We start from the raw sequence: 24412 nt of genomic DNA on the forward strand, positions 1-24412 counted from the left end.
GGTGGTGCCCGTGAGCCCCCGGCCGAGCCCGTCGCCGGCGGCGGACTGGACTGACCCCGCGTCGTGGGACGACGCCGCGGTCGGCCGGGCCGTCGCTGCGGGAGACGAACGCGGGCTGCGCGAGGCGTTCGAACGGTGGGCCCCGCTCGTCAACGGGCTCGCCCGGCGACGTCTGGACGAGGCCGACGCGCAGGACGTCGTGCAGAACGTGTTCGTGTCGGCGTGGCGGTCCCGGGAACGCTTCGACCCCTCCGCGGCCTCGTTCCCGGCCTGGCTCGTGGGCATCGCCCGGCACCGCATCGCCGACGCCCTGACCACCCGCTACCGCCCCGAGGTCGTGACCGACCCGGAACTACTGCGCGGGGGCGACAGCACCGTCGTGCTGGACGCCGCACCGCAGGACGTGGCGACCGACCGCCTCGTCCTGCTCGCGGAGGTCGACGGCCTCGGGGAACCGCAACGCACCGTCGTCCGCCTCGCCTTCTTCGAGGACCTCACCCAGGTCCAGATCGCCGAACGCACGGGCCTGCCCGTGGGTACCGTGAAGAGCCACCTCCGGCGGTCCCTGCGCCGGTTGCGATCGCGCCTGGAGGACGACAGTGCCGATCGATGAGACGCCCCCGACGGCGGCGGAACACCTCACCGAGGACGTCGTCGTGCTGCTCGCTCTGGGTGAGGAGGTCGCACCGGAGGTGCACGCCCACCTCGAGGCCTGCACCACCTGTCGCACCGAGGTCGCCGAGATCAGCCGCGTGGTCGGCTCGGCCCGGTCGCAGGAGTCGGTGACCCCCGTCCCGGTCCCGGCTGGGACCTGGGAGAACGTCGCCCACGAGCTCGGCATCGACCCCGCCGGCTCCGGTGCACCCACGGCGAGCGCACCGGTCGTCGTCCCGCTGCGCCGGGCGGGCGCTCCGCGTCCGCTCCGCCGGCCGCGGTGGGTGCCGGTGGCCGCGGCCGCCCTCATCGGCCTGGGCGTCGGTGCGCTGGGGACGAGGGCGCTCTCCGGCCCGGCGGAACCCACGACCGCGGCGCCGCCGCAGGCCGTCGTGTCCACCGCCGCGCTGGAACCGCTGGCCGGGTCCGGCAGCGGCAGCGCCGACGTCACCGAGGCCGGCGGGAGCCGACGCCTGGAACTGCGGATCTCCGGGGTGGCGGCGGTGCCCGACGGTTTCCTCGAGGCGTGGCTGCTCGACGCCGACGGGGGCCTGGTGCCGTTGGGCTTCCTCAGCCCGGACCCGGGCGCCGGGGCGGGCATGGCCATGTCGGTGACGCTGCCCGCCGACCTGGACCTCGGCCGTTTCGACGTCGTCGACGTCTCCCGGGAACCCCTCGACGGGAACCCCGGTCACTCCTCCGACAGCGTCCTGCGGGGGACGTTGACCGTCAGGGCGTGAGCAGCAGGTCCTCGATCTCGGCGAGGTCCACGACCACCGCGCTGTGCTCGGCCAGCACCCGCAGGGCCGCGTCGTGGGTGGCCCGGTCGTGGGCGGCGGTGGCGTCGGCCACCACGAGGGTCCGGAAACCGTGGGTGAAGGCGGACCCGGCCGTCTCCAGGACGCAGCAGTCGCTGGTGAGCCCGGTGACCGCGACCCACCCCGTCCCCCGCCCGTGCAACGTCTCCGCCAACCCCGTCCCGGCGAAACCGTCGTAGGTCCGCTTGTCGAGGACGAGTTCCCCGTCGAGGGGTTCCACGTCGTACCACTCGATGCCGTCGGTGCCCTCGACGCAGGGTTCCCACGCGGTCGGCCACGGGTCGTCCGGGGCCTGACCGCGGAACCAGTTCGACGCCGGCCACGGGTCGTCCGGCGGGACCCGCAGCCGCAGCCAGACGACGGCCGTCCCACCGGCCCGGGCCAGGTCGATCGCGGCCCGGACCCCCTGCACCGCGGCGGCGACGTCGGCGCGGGCGGTCTCGGACAGGTGGGCCAGGAACTCCGGATCGGCGAAGGAACGCTGCACGTCGACGACCAGCAGCGCCCCGGGGAGGTCGCGCAGGAGTTCCAGCCGCGGGTCGCTCACGCCCCTGCCCGCAACGCGGGCAGCACCTGCTCGCCGAACGCGGCCAGGTCCGGCAGGTAGTCGGGGAAGATGAGCATCATGCCGTCGAGACCGGTCTTCCCCACCACCTCCTGGATCTGGCGCACGACGGAGTCCGGACCACCCACGACGACGGCGGTCTGGAACGCCTCGTGCGCCTCGTCCCCGGCCGTCATGGACATCGCGCGTTCCAGCGGCAGGCCCCAGGACAGCTTCATGTTCGTGATGGCCTCGGCGTCGTACCCGCGCCCGTACTCGCGGAACCGCGCCTGCGCGGCCGCGTCGGTCTCGGCCAGCACGACGGTGAGCATGGCGTAGGTCTTGATCGAGCGACCCCGCAGCGCGGCCATCGCCTTGACGTCGCGGCTGGCCGCCCGCAACCCCGGCAGGTCCTCGGCGGTGAGGAAGGACCCGTCGCAGTGGGCCGCCTGGAAGCGCATCCCGGCCGCCGAACGGCCGGCCGCGATGAGCGTCGGCCGCTGGGCGGGGTGGGGGCGGGACTGGCAGTCGTCGAGGGTGAAGAACTCCCCGCGGGCGGTGACGGAGTCCTCCGTCCACAACCGCTCGACGAGGTCGATCCACTCCTCGGTGTAGCGGTAGCGGTCGTCGTGGCTGAAGTCCGCACGCCACTGCCCCATCTGGGAGAACTCGTGCTCGTAGGCGCCCACGACGACGTTCATGCCGCAGCGCCCGCCGGAGACCTGGTCGAGGGTGGCGAACATCTTCGCCACCAGCGCAGGGTGGAACAGGTTCGTGTGGACGGTCGCCCAGACCTTCACCCGGTGCGTGGCCTCGGCCAGCGCCGACATCATCGTCATCGACTCCAGGGTCTGGCCCCAGTGGTCGGTCCGACCGCCGTAACCGCGCCACTTCGCCATCGACATCACGAAGTCGAGGCCGATGCGTTCCGCCGCCAGCGCGGCCTCGCGGTTGTGCTCGTACGTCGCCTGCGGATGCGGCGCCGTGTCGGACATGATCCAGCCCCCGTTGCCGATGGGCAGGAAGATGCCGAACTCCGTCTGCGCCGTGGGGTTCACGGTGCGGGCCAGACGAGCTGACCGCCGGCGTAGAGCGAGGTCACGAGGTCGGGCACGACGAGGGTCGTCAGGTCCGGCACCGCGGGGATCTGTCCCATCCGGACGAGGAAGTCCCCCTCGGTCCGGACGGCGGTGTCGTTGATCTGACCGAGCACCTGGCCCTGCGGCAGCGAGTCGTCGACGAGCTTGGACTCCGTCTGCCACACCTGGACGTTGTGGTCGGCGTCGTAGCCGGCCTGGGAGAGTTCCGCGGCGTCGGCGACGCATTCGCTCGCCTGGTCCTCGCAGTAGGCGTAGGCCTTGAGCTGGGCCCGCAGGAAGTCCTCGACGGCACTGCGGTGGTCCTTCAGGAACGCCGGGTTGACGATGGTCGTCGCGATGGATCCGGGAACCCCGTAGTCCTCCGGGTTCCACAGCTTCACCTTCTCCCCCTTGGCCTCCAGGGTCAGCGGTTCGTTGGACTTGTACCCCGTGAGGGACTGCACCTGCCCGCGGACCAGCACCGTCGGGTCGTAGCCGACCTCGACCTGGGTGATCTTCGAGACGTCGACGCCCGCGGCGCGCAGCATGGCCTCGATGGTGACCGGCAACGCGCCCTTCTGCCCCAGCGTCGTGCCCTCGAGCTGCTTGAGGTCGGTGATGTCGGGCTTCGTCATGAGCGTCGCCACCGGGACGTGGCCGAACATCGCCACGGCCTGCACGTCGACGCCGTTGGCGACGTTCACCAGGACGTCGCCGTTGCCGGCGATGGAGGAGATCTGCGCCGTGCCGGCCGCGACGAGCTGGGCGTTCTGCGCGGTCTCACCAGTACCCGGCTGGATCTCGACGTCGAGGCAGAGGGCGTCGAAGTAGCCCAGCGCCTTCGCCGCGATGGGATCGAGGATGCCGGCCGAGGCCTGGTACTGGAAACCCGTGATGTAGGTGATCTTCCCCGCCGCCTCGTTCTCCTTGCACCGTTCCGCCGAGACCGCGGAACCCTTCGTCGCCGAGGGGGTGGAGACACCGTCGACGGTGCCGTCGTCGGAACCACCGCAGCCGGCGAGCAGCAGGGCGGCGATCGCGCCGACGGCGAGCGGGGTGCGGGGACGGCTCACAGGGGGTCTCCTCGGGGTTCTCAGCGGGACTGCGACTCGTGCCAGGCCAGGGCACGACGTTCGACGGTGGTGACGACCAGCAACAACAGCGAACCCATCGCGGCGAGACAGGCGATGGCGGCGAACACCCGGTCCAGCTGCGAGTTCGAACTCGCGACGCTGATGAGCGTGCCCAACCCGGACTTCGCCCCGGCGGCGGAGAACTCCGCGACGATGGCCCCCACCAGCGAGAGCGGGAACACCACCCGCAGGGCGGTGAACAGGTACGGCAACGCGCTGGGGAAGCGCAACCGGACCAGGACGTCGAGGCGGGACGCGTTCACCGTCCGGAAGACCTGGAGCACGTGCCGGTCGACGGAGCGCAACCCCGTGACGGTGTTCATCAGGACGGGGAAGAACGTGATGAGACCGGTCACGATGTACTTGGGCGTCATGCCGAACCCGAACGCGACGACGAGCGCCGGGGCGATCGCGACGACGGGGGTGACGCTGAGGATCACCGCCAACGGCATCGACGCCCGCCAGAGGATCCGTGACTCGGCGACCAGCACGGCGAGCACGACCGCGCCGACCGTCCCGAGCACCAGGCCGACCAGGGCCTCCTGCAACGTCGTCCCCGCGTTGCTCAGGTAGAGGTTCGGGTCCTCGCGGAACTGCTGCCCCACGCTCGACAACGTCGGCAGGACGTAGGGGTTCTCCTGCGCGACCCAGCTCCAGAGCAGCGCGACGACGACCAGCGCCAGCACCGTCGGGAGCCAGAACCGGGGGTGCAGGATCCTCACGCGACGTCCTGGGAGGGGTCGAGGGGGTTCCAGGCGGTCTCGAGGACCTGGCGGATCCGGTGCTCGTGCTCGTGCATGCCGGCGGAGTCGAGCAACCCGTGGTGGCGGGGCCGGTCCAGCCCGATCTCGACGACGCCCGCGATGCGTCCCGGCCGGGCGGCCATCACGACGACGGTGTCGGAGAGCAGGACGGCCTCCGCGATGGAGTGGGTGACGAAGACGACCGTCGTCCGCAGTTCCTGCCACACGTCGAGCAGTTGCAGCTGGGCGGCCTCGCGGGTGAACTCGTCGAGGGCCGAGAACGGTTCGTCCATCAGCAGCACGTCGGGCTGGAGGGCGAAGGCGCGGGCGATGGCCGTCCGCTGCTGCATGCCCCCCGAGAGCGCCCGGGGCTTGCGGTGCAGGACGTCACCGAGGCCGAGGCGGGTGAGCAGGGCCACCGGGTCGGAGGCCAGTCCGGGCGCGCCGGGAGTGCTGGGCGTGCTGCGGCGACGGCGCGCCGTGCCCGCACGGTTCACCTTGTCCAGGACCTGGACGTTGCCGAGGACGTCGAGCCAGGGCAGCAGCGCGGGCACCTGCGGGACGAAGCCGATCATCTTGTCCGCCCCCGCCTCGGCGGCGCTGCGCCCGCAGATCCGGACCGATCCGCTGTCGGGCTGCTCGAGGCCGGCGATCATCCGCAGCAGCGTCGACTTCCCGCAGCCGGAGGGGCCGATGACGCTGACGAAGCGTCCCCGCGGTACCTGCAGGGCGACGTGGTCGAGGGCGTGGACGACACCCTCGCGGGTCGGGTACGTCTTGCAGGCGTCCTGGACCTCCACGAAGGGCGGCAGCTCTGCCGTGGCGGAGGCCTCGGACGGCTGCTCGCAGAACATGGGGTGACCCTACTCACGAGCCGGGCCGCGACCGACGGCGAACCCCCCGGATGGTTGAAGCTTGGAGGAGGTCTAGGCTCCTTCGCGAACGAAACATCCACGAAGGACGATCGTCGAAGGAGTCGGCATGCCTGCCGAGACCACCATCCGCACCGTCATGAGCCCCGGTCGCTACGTCCAGGGCCCGGGAGCCATCGCCAAGGTCGGCGAGTACCTCGCCGCCGTCGGCGAGAACCCGGTCCTCGTCGCCGACGACGTCGTCTGGGGCTTTGTCGGCCACGACGTCGAGGCGTCGCTGCGGGGCGCCGGGCTGCCCGTGCACCGCGACGTGTTCTCCGGCCTGGCCACGGTCGGGACCATCGACCGCCTCGTCCAGGTAGTGGCGGACACCGGGGCGGACGTCCTCGTCGGCCTCGGCGGCGGCTCCACCATCGACGCCGTGAAGTCCGCCGGCCACCTCGCCGGGATCCGCTGGGCCAGCGTGCCCACCGTCGCCTCGACCGACGCCCCCACCTCCGCGCTGGCCGTCGTCTACACCGACGAGGGCGCCTTCCTGGAGTACCGCTTCTTCCCGCGCAACCCCGACCTCGTCCTCATCGACTCCCAGGTCGTCGCCAACGCGCCCGTGAAGCTGCTCGCCGCCGGCGTGGGCGACGCGCTCGCGACGTGGCTCGAGGCCCGCGCGACCGCGAAGTCCGGGTCGGCGACGATGGCCGGCGGACTGCCCACCCAGGCCGGCACCGCGCTCGCCCGGTTGTCGTGGGACATCCTGTGGGAGAACGCCCTCCCCGCCCTCGACGCCGTGCGCGACCACCTCGTCACCCCGGCCGTGGAGAAGGTCATCGAGGCCAACACGCTGCTCTCGGGCCTCGGCTTCGAGTCCGGTGGGCTCGCCGCGGCGCACGCCATCCACAACGGCCTGACCGCCGCCCCGCAGGCGCACGGCCTCGCGCACGGGCAGAAGGTCAACATCGGGTCGCTCGCCCAGCTCGTCCTCGAGGGTGCGCCCACGTCCGAGATCCGCGACTTCGTCGAGTTCACGACCCGCGTCGGTCTGCCGAACACGCTCACCGAGATCGGGCTCGGCGTCGACGACGTCGACACCCTCACCGCGGTCGCGCAGGCCGCGACGGTCCCGAGCGAGACCATCCACTCGATGCCGTTCGCGGTGCGTCCCGCCGACGTCGTCTCGGCCCTGCGTTCGATCGAGGGTTTCGCGACGCGGGTCCGCGCCGAAGCCGGCCTGCCCGCGCCGGTGAAGTACGTCGCCGGGCACTGAGAACGTCCGCAGCGCAACGGGACCGCTCACCGCAGCGGTCCCGTTGCGCGTTCGCGGGTAGGTTCCGCCCCGTGGACGCCCTGCGCTCGATCTCCCTGTTCGTGCTCGCCGCCCTGCTCGAGATCGGCGGTGCGTGGCTGGTCTGGCAGGGGGTGCGCGAGCACCGCGGGATCGCCTGGATCGGCGCGGGGGTCATCGCCCTCGGTCTCTACGGGTTCGCCGCGACGTTGCAGCCGGACGCGCAGTTCGGACGCGTCCTCGCCGCCTACGGCGGGGTGTTCGTGGCCGGCTCGCTGCTCTGGGGCGCGCTCGTCGACGGGTACCGCCCGGACCGCTTCGACGTCGCCGGGGCACTGGTCTGCCTCGTCGGCGTGGGCCTGATCATGTACGCCCCGCGCCCGTCGTAGCGGCTCCCGGACGCCGACACCCGTCGCGCACGTCGAACGGTAGGGTCGGGTGGTGGACGCTCGAGCTCGGCGCAGTTTCGAGCGCCTTTCGGCCGCGGTGCTCGAACTGGCCGCGGTCAAGAACCCGGAGACCCTGTCCGTCGCGGAGATCGCCCGCACCGCGGGGGTGCACCGGTCCACGTTCTACGAGCACAGCGACTCCCCCTCCGGCCTGCTCCGCGCGGTGCTGCGCGGCGAGCTGGACGAGGCCCGCGAACGCTTCCTGGGCGGGGCGCACGAGCGCGCGTGGGACGTCGCCGTCCGCGACACCACGCTGGCGGTGCTGCACCACCTCGAGAGCCACCGCGACGTCTACCTGCGCAGTCTCGCGAGCGCCGCGGACGCGTCGCTGCGCTCCCTGCTCAGCGAGCACTTCCGCGCCTCCATCCGCCTCCTCGTCGAGCGCGGGGCGGTCCGTTCCCCCGTCGCCGACCCGGAACTCGTGGCCCGTTTCGTGGCTGACGGCACGGTCGGCGCGGTCTCGGTGTGGCTCGCGGGCGAAGCCCCCCGCGACCCGGAGGCGTTCCTCGACGACTTCGCCCTGCTCGTGCCGCCGTGGTGGCCGCTGAGCCCCGACCACCCCGCCTGAGGCGCTCGGCCCCTACCGGCGGGACGCTTCCGGTTCCGCGACGGGCACGGCAGGTTCGTCGCGGGCGCCGCCGACGACCCGACCCACGAGCGCCGCGACGATCACGACGACGAGGGTGCCCACGGTGAACACCTCGAAGCTGCCCCGGCTGACCCCCCACTCGTCGAGGAAGTCGTAGTCGAGCCCCAGCCAGCCCTCCAGGACGCCCGGGACGATCGCCGCCACGGAGCCGAGCAGCACGAAGGCGTACATGATCGTCAGCAGGACGGTGTAGCCCCGGAGGCCGCCGGGGACCTGGTAGGGACGCGGGACGTCGTGCTTGTGCCGCAACCACATCATCGCGGGCAGGATGATGACGTAGCTGATGAGCAGCGTCGACACCGCCTGGGTGAGCACCACCCCGAACACCGCGGCGGCCGTCCCGTGGACCAGGAGCGTGGCCGCGGCGAGGAAGACCGTCCCGACGCAGCCGGAGAGCAGGTTCATCCGGACCGGGGTGCCGAGGCGTCGGGAGAACTCGCCCAGCCCGGTCGTGAAGAAGGCGCCGTCGCCCGCGGCCACGGCCTGCATCCGGTCGGTGGCGATCATCCAGGCGCTGCCCTGGGTCAGCAGCGCGTAGACGAAGGCCAGCCCCGTCACGGTGAGCAGGAACCCCGAGGCGGGCCCGAACACCGCGTAGCTCTCCTCGATGGCCTGCATGACTCCGGAGTCGGCCGTGCGGTCGGCCGGGGTGACCAGGATGATCGCCAGCACCGGGGCGAGGTAGGCGATGAGCGTGATTCCCGCACCGCGGGCGATGGCGACGGGCGTGTCCTTCTGCGCGTCGTGCATCTCCTCGGAGGCGGCGCTCGGCGCCTCGAAGCCGACGAAGGCGAAGAGGGCCACGGGCACGATGAGGAGGAACCCGGCGGCCGTGGGGCGCGCGCTCGACCAGTCGATCCCGGCCGAGCCCACCTGCGCGACGTGGACGAGGGCCGTGACGGTCAGGCTCAGCAGGACGAAGAGCTTCGCGTAGGCGCCGGCGTTGATGAGGAGCTTGCCGCGCTTGAGGCTGACGATGGCCAGCAGGATCGCGACCCAGACGAAGGCGAGCTTCACGACGAAGTCACCGAGCGCAGAGGTCGGGGTGACGTACTCCGCCCACACCGACCCGGCGATGAAGGCCAGCGATCCCCCGAGCCAGATCGGGTTGGTGATCCAGTAGAGCATCACCGCGATCGAGGCCCAGGTCCGGCCGAAGGCCCGGCGCACCCACTGGTACGGGCCGCCCTCCTCCGGGTAGGTCGAGGAGGTCTCGGCGAAGACGAAGGCCGACGGGACGAGGAAGGCGATGCCGATGAACGCCGACCACACCAGACCCTCGGGTCCGCCGGCGGCCAGGACGGCGATGCTGTCCGCGCTGATCACGGCGGCGACGATGAAGAGGACGATGTCGCCGCGTCGCAACGTCTTCACCAGGCGGCTCTTCTGGACGCCGTGCACCGGGTCCAGCGGGTCCGACAGGTCCGGGCCGCCGCGTCGTTCGTGGGTCACTGTGCTCCGATGCTCGAGGGTGGAGCGCAGTGTGGCCCAAGCGTGTTTCCGGCAGGTTTCGGACCCACCCGTTCGCCCCGTGGCCGGCCGCTGCCCGGAGGGAGACCCCGGGAACGACGAAGCGGGTGCCCGTCCGACGACGGGCACCCGCTCTGACCTGCGTTTCCGCTGGTCGGGCTGACAGGGTTCGAACCTGCTACCCCTCGACCCCTCCGGCGTGTGTGCGGGGTTCGCGCCCGCAGCGGGGTAGTGACACGACCTGCAGGGCACGGGGCTCGTCGTGGGCGGGCTGGCCCGCCCCTGAGCCGCTCCGCCACCGGCCCAGGGCTCCGCGGAGAAAGCCGACGCACACGCGATCCCGCGTCCTTCCCGACCGCGGACGGTCGGCGCCCGTCAGGGCAGGTGGAGCGTTGACGACTCCTCCGAGGGTCCGTACTTGTCGGCCAGGAACGCACGTTGTCGCCTCAGCTCGGCGGCCACCTCAGCCAGGAGATCGTTGCGCAGGTCTCTGCTCTCCTGCTCCAACAGGCCGGCAGCGGCCAGCGCATCCTCCAGCGGTGAGGTACCGGTGCAGGCCGCAGGCTGGACCGCGAGATCAGGAGGGATCTGCACGAAGGTGTCGACCAGGTCGACCAGTGCGACCCTGACCGTCTCCAAGCGGTGTTCAGCCAGTGCCCGACCCGGCCAGGTCCCCTCGGCCGCGGGAACGGTCAATCCCGCGGCGAGCTCATCGGTGCGCAGCAGAACTTCGCGCAACTCCGGCGGGAACGGAGCGATGACGACGGGATCGAGCCGCCGAGGGTCGGCGGTGACGGGTGCCGAGGCGCTGGGAGCCGGAGCGAGCGTTCTCCCCTCGTCGGTGACGGGCTGACCGGCAGGGCGCTCGTTCCCCCAGACGGCCGTGACGGCCGGATGCTGGCGCACCAGCTCCCAGAACGCCAGGAGACGCGCTCTGACCACGGCGTTGCGAGCCAGCACGATGCTGAGGACGAGAAGGGACGCGATCAGTCCGAATGCTCCCCAGGCGGCCGGGATCCCCTCGCCGTGGTGACCTGTCGTGAAGTCGTGCTCGTGTCCCATGACCGCAGGTCCTCTCTGGATTCTCTCTCCACTGGGGTCGACATCGCCGGCTGCGGGTGTTCGCAGGATCTGCGGCGTCCGCCTCCACGAGGCGTTGAGCGTCGCCGGTGAGCGATCAGCGCTGTCCGCTGGTGTGAGCTGAGTGGCTCTCCGGAACAGCATCCGCTGAGCTCGAGTCGGGACGCCGGCGAGGACCCACCGCCTCGGGAGGAGGAGAAGCGGTGGGTCCTCGCGGTCTGGGCTGGGCCCAGCTGCTACCTCACACCGACACGGCCTTGGCCGTGGTGGTGTGGCTGGTGTTGCTCGAGGAGCTGCTCGAGGAACTGCTCGACGTTCCGGTGCCGGTCGTTCCGGTGCTGTCGGTGTCGTCGTGGCCGCCGCGGCCGGCGAAGGTGGACTCCACGGCCTGCTTCACCGTGGTGGGCAGGGCGGCGATCCGTTCGTCGGCCTCGGCCTGGGTCAGGTCGCCCTCGGTGACCTCCTCGGCGAGGTGGGTCTTGGCCGCGGCCACCAAGGCGTCGACGAGCATCTGCTCGGTGACGTCGTGGTCGCTCGCGACGGTCACCAGGGTGGCGCCGTCGGCCTGCAGAGCGGTGCGCAGGTCGTCGGTGCTGAGACCGATCGTGGTGGCAGCGGTGTCCAGGTCCACGACGCGGCCACCGCCGTGCCCAGCACGACCACCGCCGCGCAGGGCGTCGGAGGAGTCCAACGTGGTGGCGACCTCGTCGGCCTGGGACTGCGTCAGGGTTCCACCGGTGACCAGTCCGGCGAGAGCGTCCTCGATCGCCTGCAGGCGGCTGTCGGTGCCGGAGCTCGCGCTGGTTCCGGAGCTGTCGGTGGTGGCGGCGGCCAGGGCCGATGGGGCACCCAGCAGCACCAACCCGAGTCCACTGGCGGCCACTGCGCCGATGGTGCCTGCCGCCACGGACCTCTTGCTGATCTTCATGGTGTTCCTCACGTCGGGGTGGCCGGGTCGGTCCCGGCCCGCCTCGATCCATGTATCGATGTCGAGCCTGTGGTGCTCCTGTGGTCAGCCAGGGCATTCGCCAGCAGCTCGCTTCCACTGCCGGCTCCCCGCCTCGGTGTCCGTCGGCCCTGCCCCGGGGCGTTCGTCCGGCCACGGCCTCCTGTTCGTTCCCGTCTCGCCGAGGAGTTCCTGCGGTGGAAGCCGAGGAGCTGGATCGACTTCGGCGCAGCAGAGTGCGGGAGTGACCGAGCGCGGGGCGAGTGGTCGAGCGAGGCCCACCTGAGACCTGGACGCGGGACGTCGACGAAGCACCTCGTCCCGCTGTCGGGCAGGAAGAGGGCGTCGAGCCTCCGGCCGACGTCGAGACGCTGATCGTCGTCAAGCGCACTGCGTTCCTGTCGGGCCGGCCCTGCCCACCGGGCACCGCGCCCTCGGGACTCCCTCGACATCGCGGTGAGGACGGGCTGGTGACCCGGAACCTCGGCGCGCTGGTCACCCGACGCTCCGTCGCGCGCAGAGGGAGGCGGGCGGGAAGACGTCAGCCTGCACACCTCGGGAACTCGACCGACGGAGGCCGCAGACCGCCTCGACCAGGCCGCCGGCTGGTGAACCTCACGGTCCGCGTCTCGTTGCGGTCGGAACGACGAAGCGGGTGCCCGTCCGAAGACGAACACCCGCTCTGACCTGCGTTTCCGCTGGTCGGGCTGACAGGATTTGAACCTGCGACCCCTTGACCCCCAGTCAAGTGCGCTACCAAGCTGCGCCACAGCCCGATCGCTCCGAGGAGCGACCACCCAGCCCCGTTCTTTGCGGGCCGGGTAGAACCCTACCTCATCGTTTGCGCTTCTCCCGCACGCGGACGCTGACCTCGATCGGCGTGCCCTCGAAGCCGAACTCCTCGCGCAGACGACGCTCGATGAACCGGCGGTACCCGGCCTCGAGGAAGCCGCTGGCGAAGATGACGAAGCGCGGCGGCTTGGTCGAGGCCTGGGTCCCGAAGAGGATGCGCGGCTGCTTGCCGCCCCGCACCGGGTGCGGGTGGGCGGCGACGATCGAGCCGAGGAACGCGTTGAGACGCCCGGTCGGGATGCGCATCTCCCACGAGTCCAGTGCGATGTCGATCGCGGGGACGAGACGCTCCATGTGCCGACCGGTGAAGGCCGACACGTTCACGCGGGGCGCCCACGGGATCTGGACGAGTTCCTTCTCGATCTCGCGCTCGAGGTAGTGCCGGCGCTCCTCGTCGGTCAGGTCCCACTTGTTGTAGGCGACGACGAGGGCACGCCCGGACTCCACGACGGTGGAGATGACGCGGATGTCCTGCTCGGCCAGCGGCTCGCTGGCGTCGACGAGGACGACCGCGACCTCGGCCTTCTCCAGCGCGGTCTGGGTGCGCAGCGAGGCGTAGAAGTCGGCGCCCTTGGTCAGGTGCACGCGACGACGGATGCCTGCGGTGTCGACGAAGCGCCAGGTGCGTCCACCGAGCTCGATGAGCTCGTCGACGGGGTCGCGGGTGGTGCCGGCCGTGGGGTGCACGACCACGCGGTCGGACCCGGCGAGCTTGTTGAGCATCGAGGACTTGCCGACGTTGGGACGTCCGAGCAGCGCGACGCGCCGCGGGCCACCCTCCAGCTGGTAGCCGCCACCGACCGCGGAGACCGCCGGCAGCGTCTTCACCGCGGCGTCGAGGGCGTCGCCCGTGCCGCGGCCGTGCAGCGCCGAGACGGGGTGCGGCTCACCGAGGCCGAGGCCCCAGAGCTCCGTCGCGTCGGCCTCCTGGCGGGGGCCGTCGACCTTGTTGGCGATGAGGGTCACGGGACGACCAGACTTGCGCAGCAGGCGGACGACTTGCTCGTCGCTGGCCGTCGCGCCGACGGTCCCGTCGACGACGAACATCACCGCGTCGGCGAGTTCGATCGCGAGCTCCGCCTGGTCGGCGACGGCGAGGTTGAGGCCCTCGGCCTTGGCCTCCCAGCCGCCGGTGTCGACGAGGGTGAAGTCGCGCCCGGCCCAGTTCGCCGGGTAGGCGACGCGGTCGCGGGTGACGCCGGGCACGTCCTCGACGACCGCCTCGCGGCGGCCGATGATGCGGTTCACCAGCGTCGACTTGCCGACGTTGGGCCGGCCGACGACGGCCAGCACCGGCAGCGGGCCGGTGGGGGCGTCGTCACCGTCGTCGGAGCCGTCGGACTCCAGCAGGGCGACGTCCTCGGGCGAGAGGTCGTAGTCGTCGAGGCCGACGCGCAGGGCGCGTTCGACGTTCTCGTCGGGAACCTGGGTCTCGTCGGGAGTTTCGGGGTTCTCGGGGGTGGTGCTCACCGGGTGCCTCCTGGCACGTCGTCGGACGCCATCTCGCCGAGCCCCAGCTCGTCGACACCGTCCTGGTCTTCGGGTAGTTGGATGCCGGTGCGCTGCAAGGAGTCCAGCACGTGGCTGGACAGCTTGACCCGGACCTGCTCGACGGCGTCGGCCAGGGCGACACGCCCTGGTACGCCGGGGTCCTTCACCACGGTGAAGGGTTCGCCGAAGCAGAAGCTGAGCTTGCGGCGCAGCGGGGGCACCGAGCGGGGTTTCTCGCCGGCCCGGTGCGCACCGAGGCAGGCGACGGGCACGACGGGGGCGCCGGACTGCAACGCGATCCACGCGATGCCGCTGCGCACGCTCGCGGCGTCACCGCGACCGCGGGTGCCCTCGGGGAACACCCCGGCGGCGCCGCCCGCGGCGAGGACGGCGAGCACGGACTGCAGCGCGTCGCGGTCGCCGCGGGTCCGGTCGATCGGGATCTGCCCGGCCTGCAGGAGCGACCAGCCGACGAAGCGGTTGAGCGCGGAGCCCTCGAACATCTCCTTCTTCACGAGGAAGTGCGCGGCCCGCGGCGTGATGCCGTACAGCAACGGGCCGTCCATGATCGAGGCGTGGTTGGCGGCGAAGAGCACCGGACCGGTCGTCGGGACGTTCTCCGCGCCGATGACCCTGGAGTTCCAGAGGCCCTTGGCGAAGAGCGTGCCGACGGCCCGGGTCCAGGGCCTCGGCGCGTCGGGGTGCGAACCGCCCACGGGAGCCTTGTTCACGGCCGCTCCCCGGAGGGCGTGGTGGCCCGCGCGACGACCTCGAGCACGGCGGCGACGGTGCCCTCGAAGTCGAGGTGGGTGGAGTCGAGCGTCACGACACCGTCGGCGGCAGAGGTGAAGGCCGTCGTGCGGGAGTCCACGCGGTCCCGTTCGACGACGGCGTGGCGGGTCGCCGCGACGGCGGCCTCGTCGGCCGCCCCGAGGTCCTGCTGCGCACGGCGGGCCAGGCGCACGCTCTCGTCGGCGGTCAGCAGGATCCGCACGTCCGCGTCCGGGGCGACGACCGTGGTGATGTCGCGACCCTCGGCCACGACCCCCGCGTTGCGTCCGGCGAGCGGTGCGACGCAGGCGGACTCGATGAGCGCGCGCTGACGCAGGACCAGGTCGTGGCGGACGTCGGGCACCGAGGCGACCGCGCTGACGTTGCCGGTGACCTCGGCGGAGCGCACGGCCTCGGTGAGGTCGGTCTCGGCCCCGTCCGCGCCGACGACGGCGACCGTGGGCGCCGCGGGGTCCGTGCCCATCGAGAGGGCGACGCTGCGCACGTGCGTGGCGACGGCGGCCGCGTCGCCCAGGTCGATCCCGTCCCGCATCGCCGCCCAGGTCACCGCGCGGTACATCGCACCGGTGTCCAGGAACGCCACGCCGAGCGCACGGGCCGCGGCGCGGCTCACGCTGGACTTGCCGCTGCCGGAGGGGCCGTCGACGGCCACGACGAGGGAACTGCTCACCACGGACACCTCGTCGGGGACGGTTGCGGACGCGACGGGGCCACTGGCAGCGGACGAGGAGGACACCGGTCGAGGTTAGTCGACGCGGGCACCCCGCCGTGAATCGTCGCCGGCCGGCCCGGCGTCGTGGCCGGGCTCAGCGGGGAACCGTCCACCCGCGCGCCCGCAGGGCCTCGGTGAGCGGGTCGGCGGACGCGGGGAGGACGTCGATGGAGGCCAGCGCCACGGCCTGCCCCTCGGAGTGCTCCAGCCGCAGGTCCTCGAGGTTCACGCCCGCCTCGCCGACCTCCGTCAACAACCGTCCCAACGCCCCGGGACGGTCAGGAACGACCACGACGACGGTGGTGTAGGCCGTCGGCGCGCTGCCGTGCTTGCCCGGGATCCGGTCGCGCCCCGACCCCCCGTCGGCGATCACCCGGGCCAGGCGACCACGGGCGCCGGGAGCCGTCGGGTCGAGGGCGAGCGCCCGCAACGCGCCGACGACGTCGTCGAGGTCGCGGCGCAGGTCCTCGAGCACGTCGGCCACGGGGGCGGCGTTGCCGGCCAGGATCTGCGCCCACAGCGTGGGGTCGCTGCCGGCGATCCGGGTGACGTCGCGCAACCCCTGACCGGCGAGCCCGACGGCGGTCTCGGAGGCGTCGCGCAGGCGGCCGGCGACGAGGCTCGCGGCGACCTGGGGGGCGTGCGAGACGACGGCCACGGCCGCGTCGTGCTCGGCCGCGGCCATCGTCACGGGCACCCCGCCGCAGTCCATCGCGAGGTCGTGGACGGCTCGCACCGCGACGGGGTCGGTGACCCCGGTCGCGGCGATCACCCAGGGCCGGCCGGCGAACAGGTCCGTCCGCGCGGACACCGCACCGGAGCGTTCCCGCCCCGCCATCGGGTGGCTGCCGACGTAGCGACGCAGGTCCGCACCCGCCGCGGTGAGACTGGCCAGGGGTCCACCCTTGACGCTGGCGACGTCGGTGACGACGGCTCGCGGGAACGCCGCGAGCTCGGCCGCGACGACGTCCGCGACGACGTCGGGCGGTGCGGCCACGAGGACCAGGGCCGGGTCGTCGCCCGCCACGGGGAAGCGACCGGCACCCAGGTCACGGGCCAGCGCGACCGCCGTCGGCGAGGGGTCGACGAGGACCACGTCCACCCCGCGCAGGGTCAGCGCGAGGGCGGCCGAGGTGCCCAGCAGGCCGGTGCCGACCACGCGCACCGTCCCCCGGGTGCGGGCCGGTGCGGCCGCGTCGAGCGTCACGTCGAGACCACCGGGCCGGTCACTGCGCGATGTCGCGCCGCAGGGCCTGCGCACCGTTGAGGTAGACGTGCTTGATCTCGCTGCGGGCCCGCGTGGTCTCGACGTGGGCCATCAGGCGGATCACCCGGGGCATGGACCCGGCGATCTCGAGCTCGCGCGCGCACATCAGCGGCACGTCACCCATCCCGAGCTCCCGCGCCGCGACGGCGGGGAACTCCGAGACCAGGTCGGCGGTGGAGGTGAAGATGACGCTGATGAAGTCGTCGAGGGTCAGGTCGTTGGCCTGGACGACCTCCTGGACGAGGTCCCTCGTCCGCGACAGCACCTCCCCGCGCTCGTCGACGTCCACCTGCACCGCACCACGAACCGCCCGAACCGACACGCGCGGCAGGGTATCCGTCCAGGACTGTGCAGCGCTCACAGCCCCGCGACCGCCATGAGCTGCTGGACCTCACCGCGGGTCAGGCGGCGGTTCTTGCCCGGCTTGAGGTCACCCAGGACGATCGGGCCCATCTGCACGCGCACCAGCTTCAGGACGGGGTAGCCCTCGGCCTCCAGCAGACGACGCACGATGTGCTTGCGACCCTCGTGCAGGATCACCTCGACCAGCGCGTAGCCCGGCTTGGAGTCGACCAGCTTGAACGAGTCGACCTGCACCGGGCCGTCGTCGAGCTCGATCCCGGCACGCAGGTTGCGCCCGAGGTCACGCTTGACGGGACCCCGGACCTCGGCGAGGTAGGTCTTCTGCACCCCGAACGAGGGGTGCTGCAACCGGTGGGTCAGCGCCCCGTCGTTGGTCAGCAGGATCAGGCCCTCGGTCTCGAGGTCGAGACGGCCGACGTGGAACAGCCGTTCCTCGCGCGGACCGACCATGTCGGCCAGGTTCAGCCGGCCGTCCTCGTCGTACATGGTGGAGACGACGCCCTTGGGCTTGTTCACCATGATGTAGACGAGCTCGTCGTCGATGGAGAAGCGCATGCCGTCCACGTGCACGACCTGGCGCGTCGGGTCGATGCGGACCCCGAGCTCGGTGACGACCTCACCGTCGACGGTGACGCGGCCCGCGGTGATCATCTCCTCGCAGGCGCGGCGGGACCCGGCCCCGGCCTGGGCGAGGACCTTCTGCAGACGCACGCCCTCGGGGTCGTGGACGTCCGTGCCGGGGTGGGCCCTGACCGGGCCCGGACCACGACGCGGCGGCTGCGGCGCCGGCTTGACGTTGTCCGTCATCCGCTTCGCGGAACCGCGGCGGGCGCCGGGTGCGGCCTTCCCACCGGTCCCCTTCGGCCCGCCCTGCTGGGGCCGGCCGCCGCTCTTGCCGGAGGGGCGACCTCCGGTGCTGGGGCGGTCCGACCTCTGGGGGCGGCCCTGCCCTCGGCCACCGCTGCTGCGGGGCGCCTTCGGGCTCATGGTGTGTCCTCCTGCTGCTGGGGTTCGGCCGATTCCGGTTCCGGCCCGGCCGCGGGAGCCTCGGGCTCCGACCCGCCATTGTCGCGCACATCGGGAGCGCTCGGAACCGGCTCGAGGATCGGCTCAGGGATCGGTTGCGGGATCGGCTCGGCCAGGAGCTCCCGCGGCTCGAGGTCGTCCATCGACACCTCCTCCGGCAGGAAGGGCGCCAGCGGCGGCAGGTCCTCGAGGCTGTCGAGCCCCATCCGCTGCAGGAACTCCTCCGTCGTGCGGTACAGCGTCGCCTGCGAGGACACCTCGACCCCCGCCTCGCAGACCAGACCACGGGTCAGCAACGTCCGCATCACCCCGTCGACGCTCACGCCGCGCACCGCAGAGACCCGCGCGCGGCTGACGGGCTGGCGGTAGGCGACGATCGCCAGCGTCTCCAGCGCCGCCTGGGTCAGCTTCGCGGTCTGCCCGTCCAGCAGGAACGCCTCGACGACGTCGGCGTGCTCGGCCCGGGAGTACATCCGCCACCCGCCGCCGACCTCGCGCAGCTCGAACCCGCGCCCCTGCTCGGCGTACTCCCCCGCCAGTTCACGCAGCAGCAGGTCGACCTCGTCGGCGTTCTCCCCCGTCGCGCGGGCCAGCGCGCGCGACTGCACCGGTTCGTCGGCGACCATCAGAACGGCCTCGAGCGCACCGCGGATCCGGCGACCCCCGTCGTCCTGCGCCGCCTCGTCGAGCACTTCTCCGGTCACGACCCGTTCCCTCCCGGGGCGCCGGGAGCACCCTCGAACTCGTCCAACCCCGCGGGCACCGCGGCCGCCGCCTCACCCTGGTTCGCCTCGGCCTGGGCGTCCCAGCGCACCGTCAGCACACCCAGCGCCTCGGGCTGGTCCAGGCGCACCCGGCGCTCGCGGAACAGTTCCAGGACGGCGAGGAACCGCGCGACGATGACCAGCGTGCCGAGTTCCCCCTCCCCGGCGTCCTCGACGAGTTCCGCGAACGTGACGGTTCCCCTGCGGCGCAGGCGGTCCACCATCAGGGTCGCCTGCTCGCGGACGCTCACGGCGGACTGGTGCAGGTGGTCCAGGCCGACCATGGCGATCGGCTTGGGGGTGAGGGCGCGGGCGGCGAGCGCGGCGAACTGCTCCGGACTGACGGTGAGCACGAGTTCCGGCAGGAGCTTCTCGAAGTGCGGTTCCATCGCGACGGCGCGCGGTACCCGGCGGGAGGCGTCGGCGAAGCGTTCCGCGAGCAGGGCGGCGACCTGCTTGTAGGCGCGGTACTGCAGCAGGCGGGCGAAGAGGAGGTCGCGGGCCTCGAGCAGGGCGAGGTCGTCGGCGTCCTCGACGTCGGCCGCGGGGAGCAGGCGGGCCGCCTTGAGGTCGAGCAGGGTCGCGGCGATGAGCAGGAACTCGCTGGCCTCGTCGAGGTCGAACCCCTCGTCCTGCTTCGAGGCCTCGCGCAGGTGGGCGATGAAGTCGTCGGTGACGCGGGCGATCGCCACCTCGGTGACGTCGAGCTGGTGCTTGGTGATCAGACCGAGCAGCAGGTCGAAGGGGCCGTCGAAGTTGTCGAGGTGGACGGCGAAGCCCCCGCGGCCGGGCTCGACCGACGGAGCCTGCCCGACCCCGGGGCCGTCGACGACGGGGCCACCGGGGACCTGCTCGGAGGTCCCGGGACTCGTCGGGGAGGGGCTGGCCGGCACGCGGTCAGGCTACCGACTGCGGGACGGCGACGGTGCGCAGCTCGCCGTCGCCCGTGTGCAGCAGGACCCGGCCCGGCTGGGCCGGGGCTCCGAGCGCGCTGCGCGGGACCCGCACCCCCACGACGTCACCGGCCATGATGTCGTTCGGGGCGATGAGGACCCCGCACCGGTTGCGGCGCAACGGGACCTGCCAGTTGGAGAAGCCCGCGCCGACCTCGGCGGTCTCCCCCGCCACGATGACGCCCGTCCCGTCGCGGCCCGCGCGGGCCACCAGGGCGGCGAGCCAGGAGTCGGCCGCGCAGTTCTTCAGCAGCTCGGCGTCGTCGACGAGCAGGACGGCGGGTCCGGCCGCGGGGCCGAGCACCGGTTCGAGGTCCTCGACGGTCAGGTCGTCGCCGGTGAGCACCGCCCGGACCCCCGGCCGGCCCGCCAGGTCGCGCAACGGGGAGGGCCGGGGCACGGCGACGACGACCTCCGCGCCCTGGTCCAGCAGCGAGCGCGCCATCGTGAGCAGGACGGTGCTGCGCCCGGACCGGGCGGGGCCGGCGACGATCGCGGTGCCCGCCCCCGCGAGCAGGTCGGGTCCGAGTCCGGCGAGGTCGTCCCCGCCGACGCCGACGAGGGCGATGAGCCGCCCGGGGCCGGTCTCGGTGAGCTCCAGGGCGCGCGGGTAGTCGAGGTGGGCGGGGAGGGTGTCCAGGCGGAACGGCCGCCTCCCCCGCGGGAGGGCACCGTCGCGGTCCCGGAGCCGGCCGCCCAGCTCGGCCAGCGCGGCGACCTGGGTCGGCCCGGACGGGTCGGCGCCGAGGACGGCGACCTGGGCCTCCTGGCCGGAGGCGGCGCCCGCACCGGCGCGCAGCAGGCGCCCGGGCCCCATGTCCTCGGGGACCTGGCGGGCCGAGAGCCCGGCCATCGTCGCGTCCGCGCGGTCCGTGAGGCGCAGCAGCAGCTTGTCCTCGACGAGGGTCCCGGTGCGTCCGGTCAGCAGCTGCCGGTCGCCCGCGACGATCAGGTGGACGCCGACACCCGCTCCTTCGCGCAGCAGCATCGTGACGAGCTCGAGCGGCGCCTGGCCGTCGAGTTCGGCGAGCCCGCCGAGGAAACCCTCCCAGCGGTCCAGCAGCAGGACCAGGTGCGGCCAGGGGTCCGGCGAGACGGCCCGTTGCTCGCCGACGTCGGCGACGCCGAGCGCCCCGAGCCCCGCCTGGCGACGCAGCACCTCGTCCCGCAACCGGGTCAGCAACCGGACCGCGCGGTCGGTCTCGCTGCGCTGGACGATCGCCCCGGTGTGCGGGAGACCGGCCAGGGCCAGCAGCGCGCCACCTCCGCAGTCGAGGCCGTACAGGTGCAGGTCCGCGGTGGGCACCTGCTCGGCCAGCCGGGCCGCGAGGGTCCGCAGGACCTGCGAGCGTCCGCTGCGGGGTGCGCCGACCACGTAGAGGTGGCCGTCGGTGGCGAGGTCGAACTCCAACGGGTCCCGGCGTTGGCGTTCGGGGACGTCGACCACGCCGAAGCTCGCGGCCAGAGGTCGGTTCGGGGCAGGGAGTTCCCCGGCGGTGAGGAGTTCCGGCAGCGCGGGGAGCCACGGGCTGTGCGGGGTCGGGACCTGCAGTTCGCGCGCCGCGCCGCGGACGGCGTCGACGAGGTGGCGCAGGTCGGTCTCGGCGGCGTCGTCCTTCGCGGCGGGACCCTTCGGCCGGCGCGGGACGGGGCGGCCGAGGTCCTCGGGGCGCAGCGGTGCCGACCACGGCGCGGGAACCGCCGTGTCGTGCGAGACCCCCGGCCGCCGCCCGCCGACGCGTCCGGACTGGAACGGGACGAGCGAACCGTGCCCGAGCTTCACGTAGGCCCGACCCGGTGTTCCCTTGGCGATCCGGGCGGCGTCCGGGGCGTCGAGGACGTCGGAACTCTCCCCCGCGTCGGTGACCCGCAACGCGATGCGCAGGTTGGTGTTCGCCCGGATCTCGGCGCTCACGACACCGGTCGGGCGCTGGGTCGCCAGCAACAGGTGGATCCCCAGCGACCGGCCGCGCTGGGCGATGTTCACCAGGCCGGTGACGAAGTCGGGAAGTTCCCGGGCGAGGGAGGCGAACTCGTCGATGACGATGAGCAGACGCGGGATGCGGGGCAGCTCCCGGTCTGGGTGCGCTTCTCGCAGGTCGTCGTGGTCCTCGAGGTCCTTCGCCCCGACCTCGACGAGCAGGTGCTCGCGACGGTGGAGTTCCGCCCCCAGCGACGTCAGGGCCCGTCCCACGAGGTGGGTGTCGAGGTCGGTGACCATCCCGACGGTGTGCGGCAGGTCGACGCAGTCCTTGAACGCCGCGCCGCCCTTGTAGTCGACGAGGACGAAGGTCATGGCGTCCGGCCGGTTGGCGACGGCGAGGGAGGCGACGATGGTCTGCAGCAGTTCGGACTTGCCGGAACCCGTGGTGCCGGCGATGAGTCCGTGCGGGCCGTCGGCGCGCAGGTCGATGCCGAACGGCCCGTCGAGGGATTCCCCGACGACGGCCGTGGTGCTCGCCGGTCGCCGGAGCCAGCGCGCCGCGATGCCCTGCGGCGTCGGAGGTTCCAGGTCCAGGACGTCGAGCAACCGGGACCGGTCGGGCAGCCCGGCGCCGGAGTCGTCGTCGCCGGCGTCGCGGACGGGGGCCATCGCCCGGGCGATCCGCCCCGCCCACCCGGGTGCGGGGACGTCGGCGAGGATCCCGCCGACCGGGGCGTGGCGTTGCCGTTCGACGCGCAGGGTCCCGTCGGCGCGTTCCTCGACGACGGCGGAGCACTCCTCGGGCAGTGAACGGCGGTCGCCCTCGCAGCAGATGACGCGGATCCCCAGCGCGGGTCCCTCGGTCAGCAGCGTGACGACCCCCGGCAACGACCGCAGCCGGCGGGCCCCGTCCAGGACGACGACGAGGTCCGGCGCGTCCAGCCGGGCCCCGGAGGCCGGTTCGGCGAGCGTCCGGCGACGGTCCTCGAGCACCGTCGCCAGTTCCGCGACGCGCCGGGCCCAGGTCTCGGTGCTCGTGCCGACGAACACCGACGCCGCGCCGCCCGCCTCGGAACGCGCGTGCGGGACCCACCGGAGCCAGTCCCACTCGGCGAGGCCCCCGGGAGTCGTCAGGACGTGCAACGACACGTCGCGGGGACTCTGCAGCACGGCCAGCTGCACCAGCCACCGGCTGGCGAGGGCGCGGGCGTCCGCTCCGGCGACACCGGTGACCGGGTTCTCCCGCAACGAGACGGTCACCGGAACCCGGTGCGCGGTGGCGCAGACCTGACGGCGGTGCTCGAGTTCCTCGGGGTCCTCGACGACCACGGTGGAGGGCAGGTCGGCGAGGCCCAGCCGGACGTCGAGGTGGTCCGCGTCGCGGCGACGACGTTCCCACAGCCGGGCCCGCGGGCCGATCGCGGTGAGCAGGAGCTCCGCCGGGTCGGGGGACGTCGCGCGACGGGCGCGTCGTTCGGCCACGAGGGCCTCGGCGGCATCGCGTTCGATCGCCAGCTTCTCCCGGCGGTAGCGGGCGAGCACCTCGCGGTGGGTGGTGCGTCCGGCGCGCCGGTCCACGACCGCGTTCGCCACCACCGCCACCGGGCTCAGGAGACCGATCACGAGGTAGTAGTAGTTGTGGCTCATGGTGACCATGGCCGCGCTCGTGAACAACGGCACGAGGGCGGCGACCACCGGGAAGGGACGACGGGTCGGGTCTCCGGGCGGGTTCGGCAACCGGAACCTCGTCGTGAGGTCCGGGGGCAGCAACCGCGGTGGTCGGTTGTAGTCGAGACCCACCACGTCGTCGGCGGAGGTCGCCGTGGGTTCCAGCACGGCGTCCGGGACTGCGGGGACCCCGATCCCGAGCACCGCGCCACCGAGGTCGAGCACGTCGCCGGCGACCCACAACCGCGGGTCGGTGAGTTCCGCGACCTCCAGCCGGGGGTCGCCCTCGACCGCCGAGACCATGACGGCACCCGTGGGCGCGACCGCGACGCGGACGATCGCCCGACCGGCGACGACGATCGGACCCGTGGGGCCGACGAGGTGTTCCCCCACCCCCAACCGGTGCACCGCCCCCGCCCCCCGGCCCCCGACGACGCGGAGTTCGACGAGCCCGCCGGGTTCCCCCGGAACGCACCCGCCGGCGTCGTGCAGGCTGAGGACGGCACCCTCGCGGACGCCGCTGTCCTCGAGCAGGGTCTCGGGCAGCAGTTCCCGGCCGTCGTGGAAGAGCCGGGCCCCGCGGGTCCCCAGGGCGGAGGTCAGGTCACCCAGCGGCGTGCGCGGATCCGCCTCGACGACGACGTCACGACGGGTCCCCTCGCGGGGGTCGACGACCGTGACGGCCAGACGCATGGGACTGCTCCTCGAGAACTCGGCGGTCCTCCAGCGTGACCGGGTGCGCCCGGCCGTGCGAGGGCCCTCCCCCGTGCGGCGCAACGGCTCCGCAAGTCGTCACCCGCCGGCAGCGGGGTGTGCACCCGGGTGGGTGACCTCGTGGTCCGCGTCGACCAGCGCGTCGACGAGCGCGAAGGACGGACCGTGCA

Annotated in this window: 22 protein-coding genes and 1 tRNA gene; 5 read left to right on the forward strand and 18 right to left on the reverse strand. The window is 72.9% G+C overall.

Going from position 1 to position 24412, the window contains the following annotated elements; translation table 11 throughout:
• The first annotated feature begins 10 nt into the window (after window positions 1–10).
• On the forward strand, window positions 11–613 hold the full coding sequence (locus AC0I8G_RS07635; RefSeq protein ID WP_380256070.1) for an RNA polymerase sigma factor: 603 nt from the start codon (window positions 11–13) through the stop codon (window positions 611–613).
• Complete coding sequence (locus AC0I8G_RS07640) at window positions 600–1394, forward strand: anti-sigma factor domain-containing protein (RefSeq protein ID WP_471729380.1); 795 nt, start codon at window positions 600–602, stop codon at window positions 1392–1394. The genes AC0I8G_RS07635 and AC0I8G_RS07640 overlap by 14 nt, the downstream gene beginning before the upstream one ends.
• On the opposite strand, the gene AC0I8G_RS07645 is transcribed toward AC0I8G_RS07640, so the two are convergent.
• From AC0I8G_RS07645 to AC0I8G_RS07665, 5 genes are read right to left on the reverse strand one after another with little or no spacing between them, the layout of a single operon-like run.
• Complete coding sequence (locus tag AC0I8G_RS07645; protein ID WP_471729381.1) at window positions 1384–2019, reverse strand: cysteine hydrolase family protein; 636 nt, start codon at window positions 2017–2019, stop codon at window positions 1384–1386. The genes AC0I8G_RS07640 and AC0I8G_RS07645 overlap by 11 nt on opposite strands.
• Window positions 2016–3074 (reverse strand): LLM class flavin-dependent oxidoreductase, encoded by a 1059-nt coding sequence (locus tag AC0I8G_RS07650; protein WP_471729382.1) that lies wholly within the window; start codon window positions 3072–3074, stop codon window positions 2016–2018. Before AC0I8G_RS07650 ends, AC0I8G_RS07645 begins: the two co-directional genes overlap by 4 nt.
• Window positions 3071–4168, reverse strand: coding sequence for an ABC transporter substrate-binding protein (locus AC0I8G_RS07655; protein ID WP_471729383.1), 1098 nt, complete (start codon window positions 4166–4168; stop codon window positions 3071–3073). The genes AC0I8G_RS07650 and AC0I8G_RS07655 overlap by 4 nt, the downstream gene beginning before the upstream one ends.
• A gap of 20 nt (window positions 4169–4188) precedes the next feature.
• Window positions 4189–4950 carry an ABC transporter permease gene (locus AC0I8G_RS07660; protein WP_471729384.1) on the reverse strand — a complete coding sequence of 254 codons (762 nt, stop codon included), beginning with the start codon at window positions 4948–4950 and terminating at the stop codon, window positions 4189–4191.
• A complete protein-coding gene (locus AC0I8G_RS07665; RefSeq protein ID WP_471729385.1) occupies window positions 4947–5825 on the reverse strand; it encodes an ABC transporter ATP-binding protein in 879 nt (292 codons plus the stop codon). Before AC0I8G_RS07665 ends, AC0I8G_RS07660 begins: the two co-directional genes overlap by 4 nt.
• Before the next feature lie 127 nt (window positions 5826–5952).
• Here AC0I8G_RS07665 and AC0I8G_RS07670 point away from each other — a divergent pair, with 127 nt between their 5' ends.
• The 3 genes from AC0I8G_RS07670 (at window position 5953) to AC0I8G_RS07680 (ending at window position 8139) form a co-directional block, all read left to right on the forward strand.
• Window positions 5953–7104: a glycerol dehydrogenase gene (locus AC0I8G_RS07670; protein WP_471729386.1), complete on the forward strand. Its 1152-nt coding sequence runs from the start codon at window positions 5953–5955 to the stop codon at window positions 7102–7104.
• Between the two features lie 71 nt (window positions 7105–7175).
• Entirely contained in the window at window positions 7176–7511 is a 336-nt protein-coding gene (locus AC0I8G_RS07675) for a YnfA family protein (protein WP_380256058.1), read from the forward strand.
• 52 nt (window positions 7512–7563) lie between these two features.
• Entirely contained in the window at window positions 7564–8139 is a 576-nt protein-coding gene (locus tag AC0I8G_RS07680) for a TetR/AcrR family transcriptional regulator (protein WP_471729387.1), read from the forward strand.
• Window positions 8140–8151: 12 nt separating this feature from the next.
• Here the strand turns inward: AC0I8G_RS07680 and AC0I8G_RS07685 are convergent, their stop codons facing one another.
• From AC0I8G_RS07685 to AC0I8G_RS07745, 13 genes are all read right to left on the reverse strand, one after another.
• The gene (locus AC0I8G_RS07685) at window positions 8152–9672 is read right to left on the reverse strand and encodes an APC family permease (protein ID WP_471729388.1); all 1521 of its coding nucleotides are present in this window, start codon (window positions 9670–9672) and stop codon (window positions 8152–8154) included.
• Between the two features lie 393 nt (window positions 9673–10065).
• Window positions 10066–10752, reverse strand: coding sequence for a hypothetical protein (locus tag AC0I8G_RS07690; protein WP_471729389.1), 687 nt, complete (start codon window positions 10750–10752; stop codon window positions 10066–10068).
• A 259-nt stretch (window positions 10753–11011) separates the two neighbouring features.
• Entirely contained in the window at window positions 11012–11698 is a 687-nt protein-coding gene (locus AC0I8G_RS07695; RefSeq protein WP_471729390.1) for a hypothetical protein, read from the reverse strand.
• Between the two features lie 717 nt (window positions 11699–12415).
• A tRNA-Pro gene (locus AC0I8G_RS07700) sits at window positions 12416–12492 on the reverse strand.
• A 58-nt stretch (window positions 12493–12550) separates the two neighbouring features.
• A complete protein-coding gene (gene der / locus AC0I8G_RS07705; RefSeq protein ID WP_328295781.1) occupies window positions 12551–14038 on the reverse strand; it encodes a ribosome biogenesis GTPase Der in 1488 nt (495 codons plus the stop codon).
• The gene (locus AC0I8G_RS07710) at window positions 14035–14790 is read right to left on the reverse strand and encodes a lysophospholipid acyltransferase family protein (protein WP_471729391.1); all 756 of its coding nucleotides are present in this window, start codon (window positions 14788–14790) and stop codon (window positions 14035–14037) included. The genes der and AC0I8G_RS07710 overlap by 4 nt, the downstream gene beginning before the upstream one ends.
• On the reverse strand, window positions 14787–15521 hold the full coding sequence (gene cmk / locus AC0I8G_RS07715; protein WP_380256046.1) for a (d)CMP kinase: 735 nt from the start codon (window positions 15519–15521) through the stop codon (window positions 14787–14789). The genes AC0I8G_RS07710 and cmk overlap by 4 nt, the downstream gene beginning before the upstream one ends.
• 136 nt (window positions 15522–15657) lie before the next feature.
• A complete protein-coding gene (locus tag AC0I8G_RS07720) occupies window positions 15658–16770 on the reverse strand; it encodes a prephenate dehydrogenase (protein WP_471729392.1) in 1113 nt (370 codons plus the stop codon).
• A gap of 19 nt (window positions 16771–16789) precedes the next feature.
• Complete coding sequence (gene aroH, locus AC0I8G_RS07725) at window positions 16790–17152, reverse strand: chorismate mutase (RefSeq protein ID WP_380256042.1); 363 nt, start codon at window positions 17150–17152, stop codon at window positions 16790–16792.
• Between the two features lie 35 nt (window positions 17153–17187).
• Window positions 17188–18180 (reverse strand): pseudouridine synthase, encoded by a 993-nt coding sequence (locus tag AC0I8G_RS07730; protein WP_328295776.1) that lies wholly within the window; start codon window positions 18178–18180, stop codon window positions 17188–17190.
• Window positions 18177–18923, reverse strand: coding sequence for an SMC-Scp complex subunit ScpB (scpB, locus tag AC0I8G_RS07735; RefSeq protein ID WP_471729393.1), 747 nt, complete (start codon window positions 18921–18923; stop codon window positions 18177–18179). Before scpB ends, AC0I8G_RS07730 begins: the two co-directional genes overlap by 4 nt.
• Window positions 18920–19876 (reverse strand): segregation and condensation protein A, encoded by a 957-nt coding sequence (locus tag AC0I8G_RS07740; protein ID WP_471729394.1) that lies wholly within the window; start codon window positions 19874–19876, stop codon window positions 18920–18922. The genes scpB and AC0I8G_RS07740 overlap by 4 nt, the downstream gene beginning before the upstream one ends.
• Before the next feature lie 4 nt (window positions 19877–19880).
• On the reverse strand, window positions 19881–24221 hold the full coding sequence (locus AC0I8G_RS07745) for an FtsK/SpoIIIE domain-containing protein (protein WP_471729395.1): 4341 nt from the start codon (window positions 24219–24221) through the stop codon (window positions 19881–19883).
• Window positions 24222–24412: the final 191 nt, after the last annotated feature.

It is taken from the genome of Kineococcus sp. AC630 (assembly GCF_979255925.1).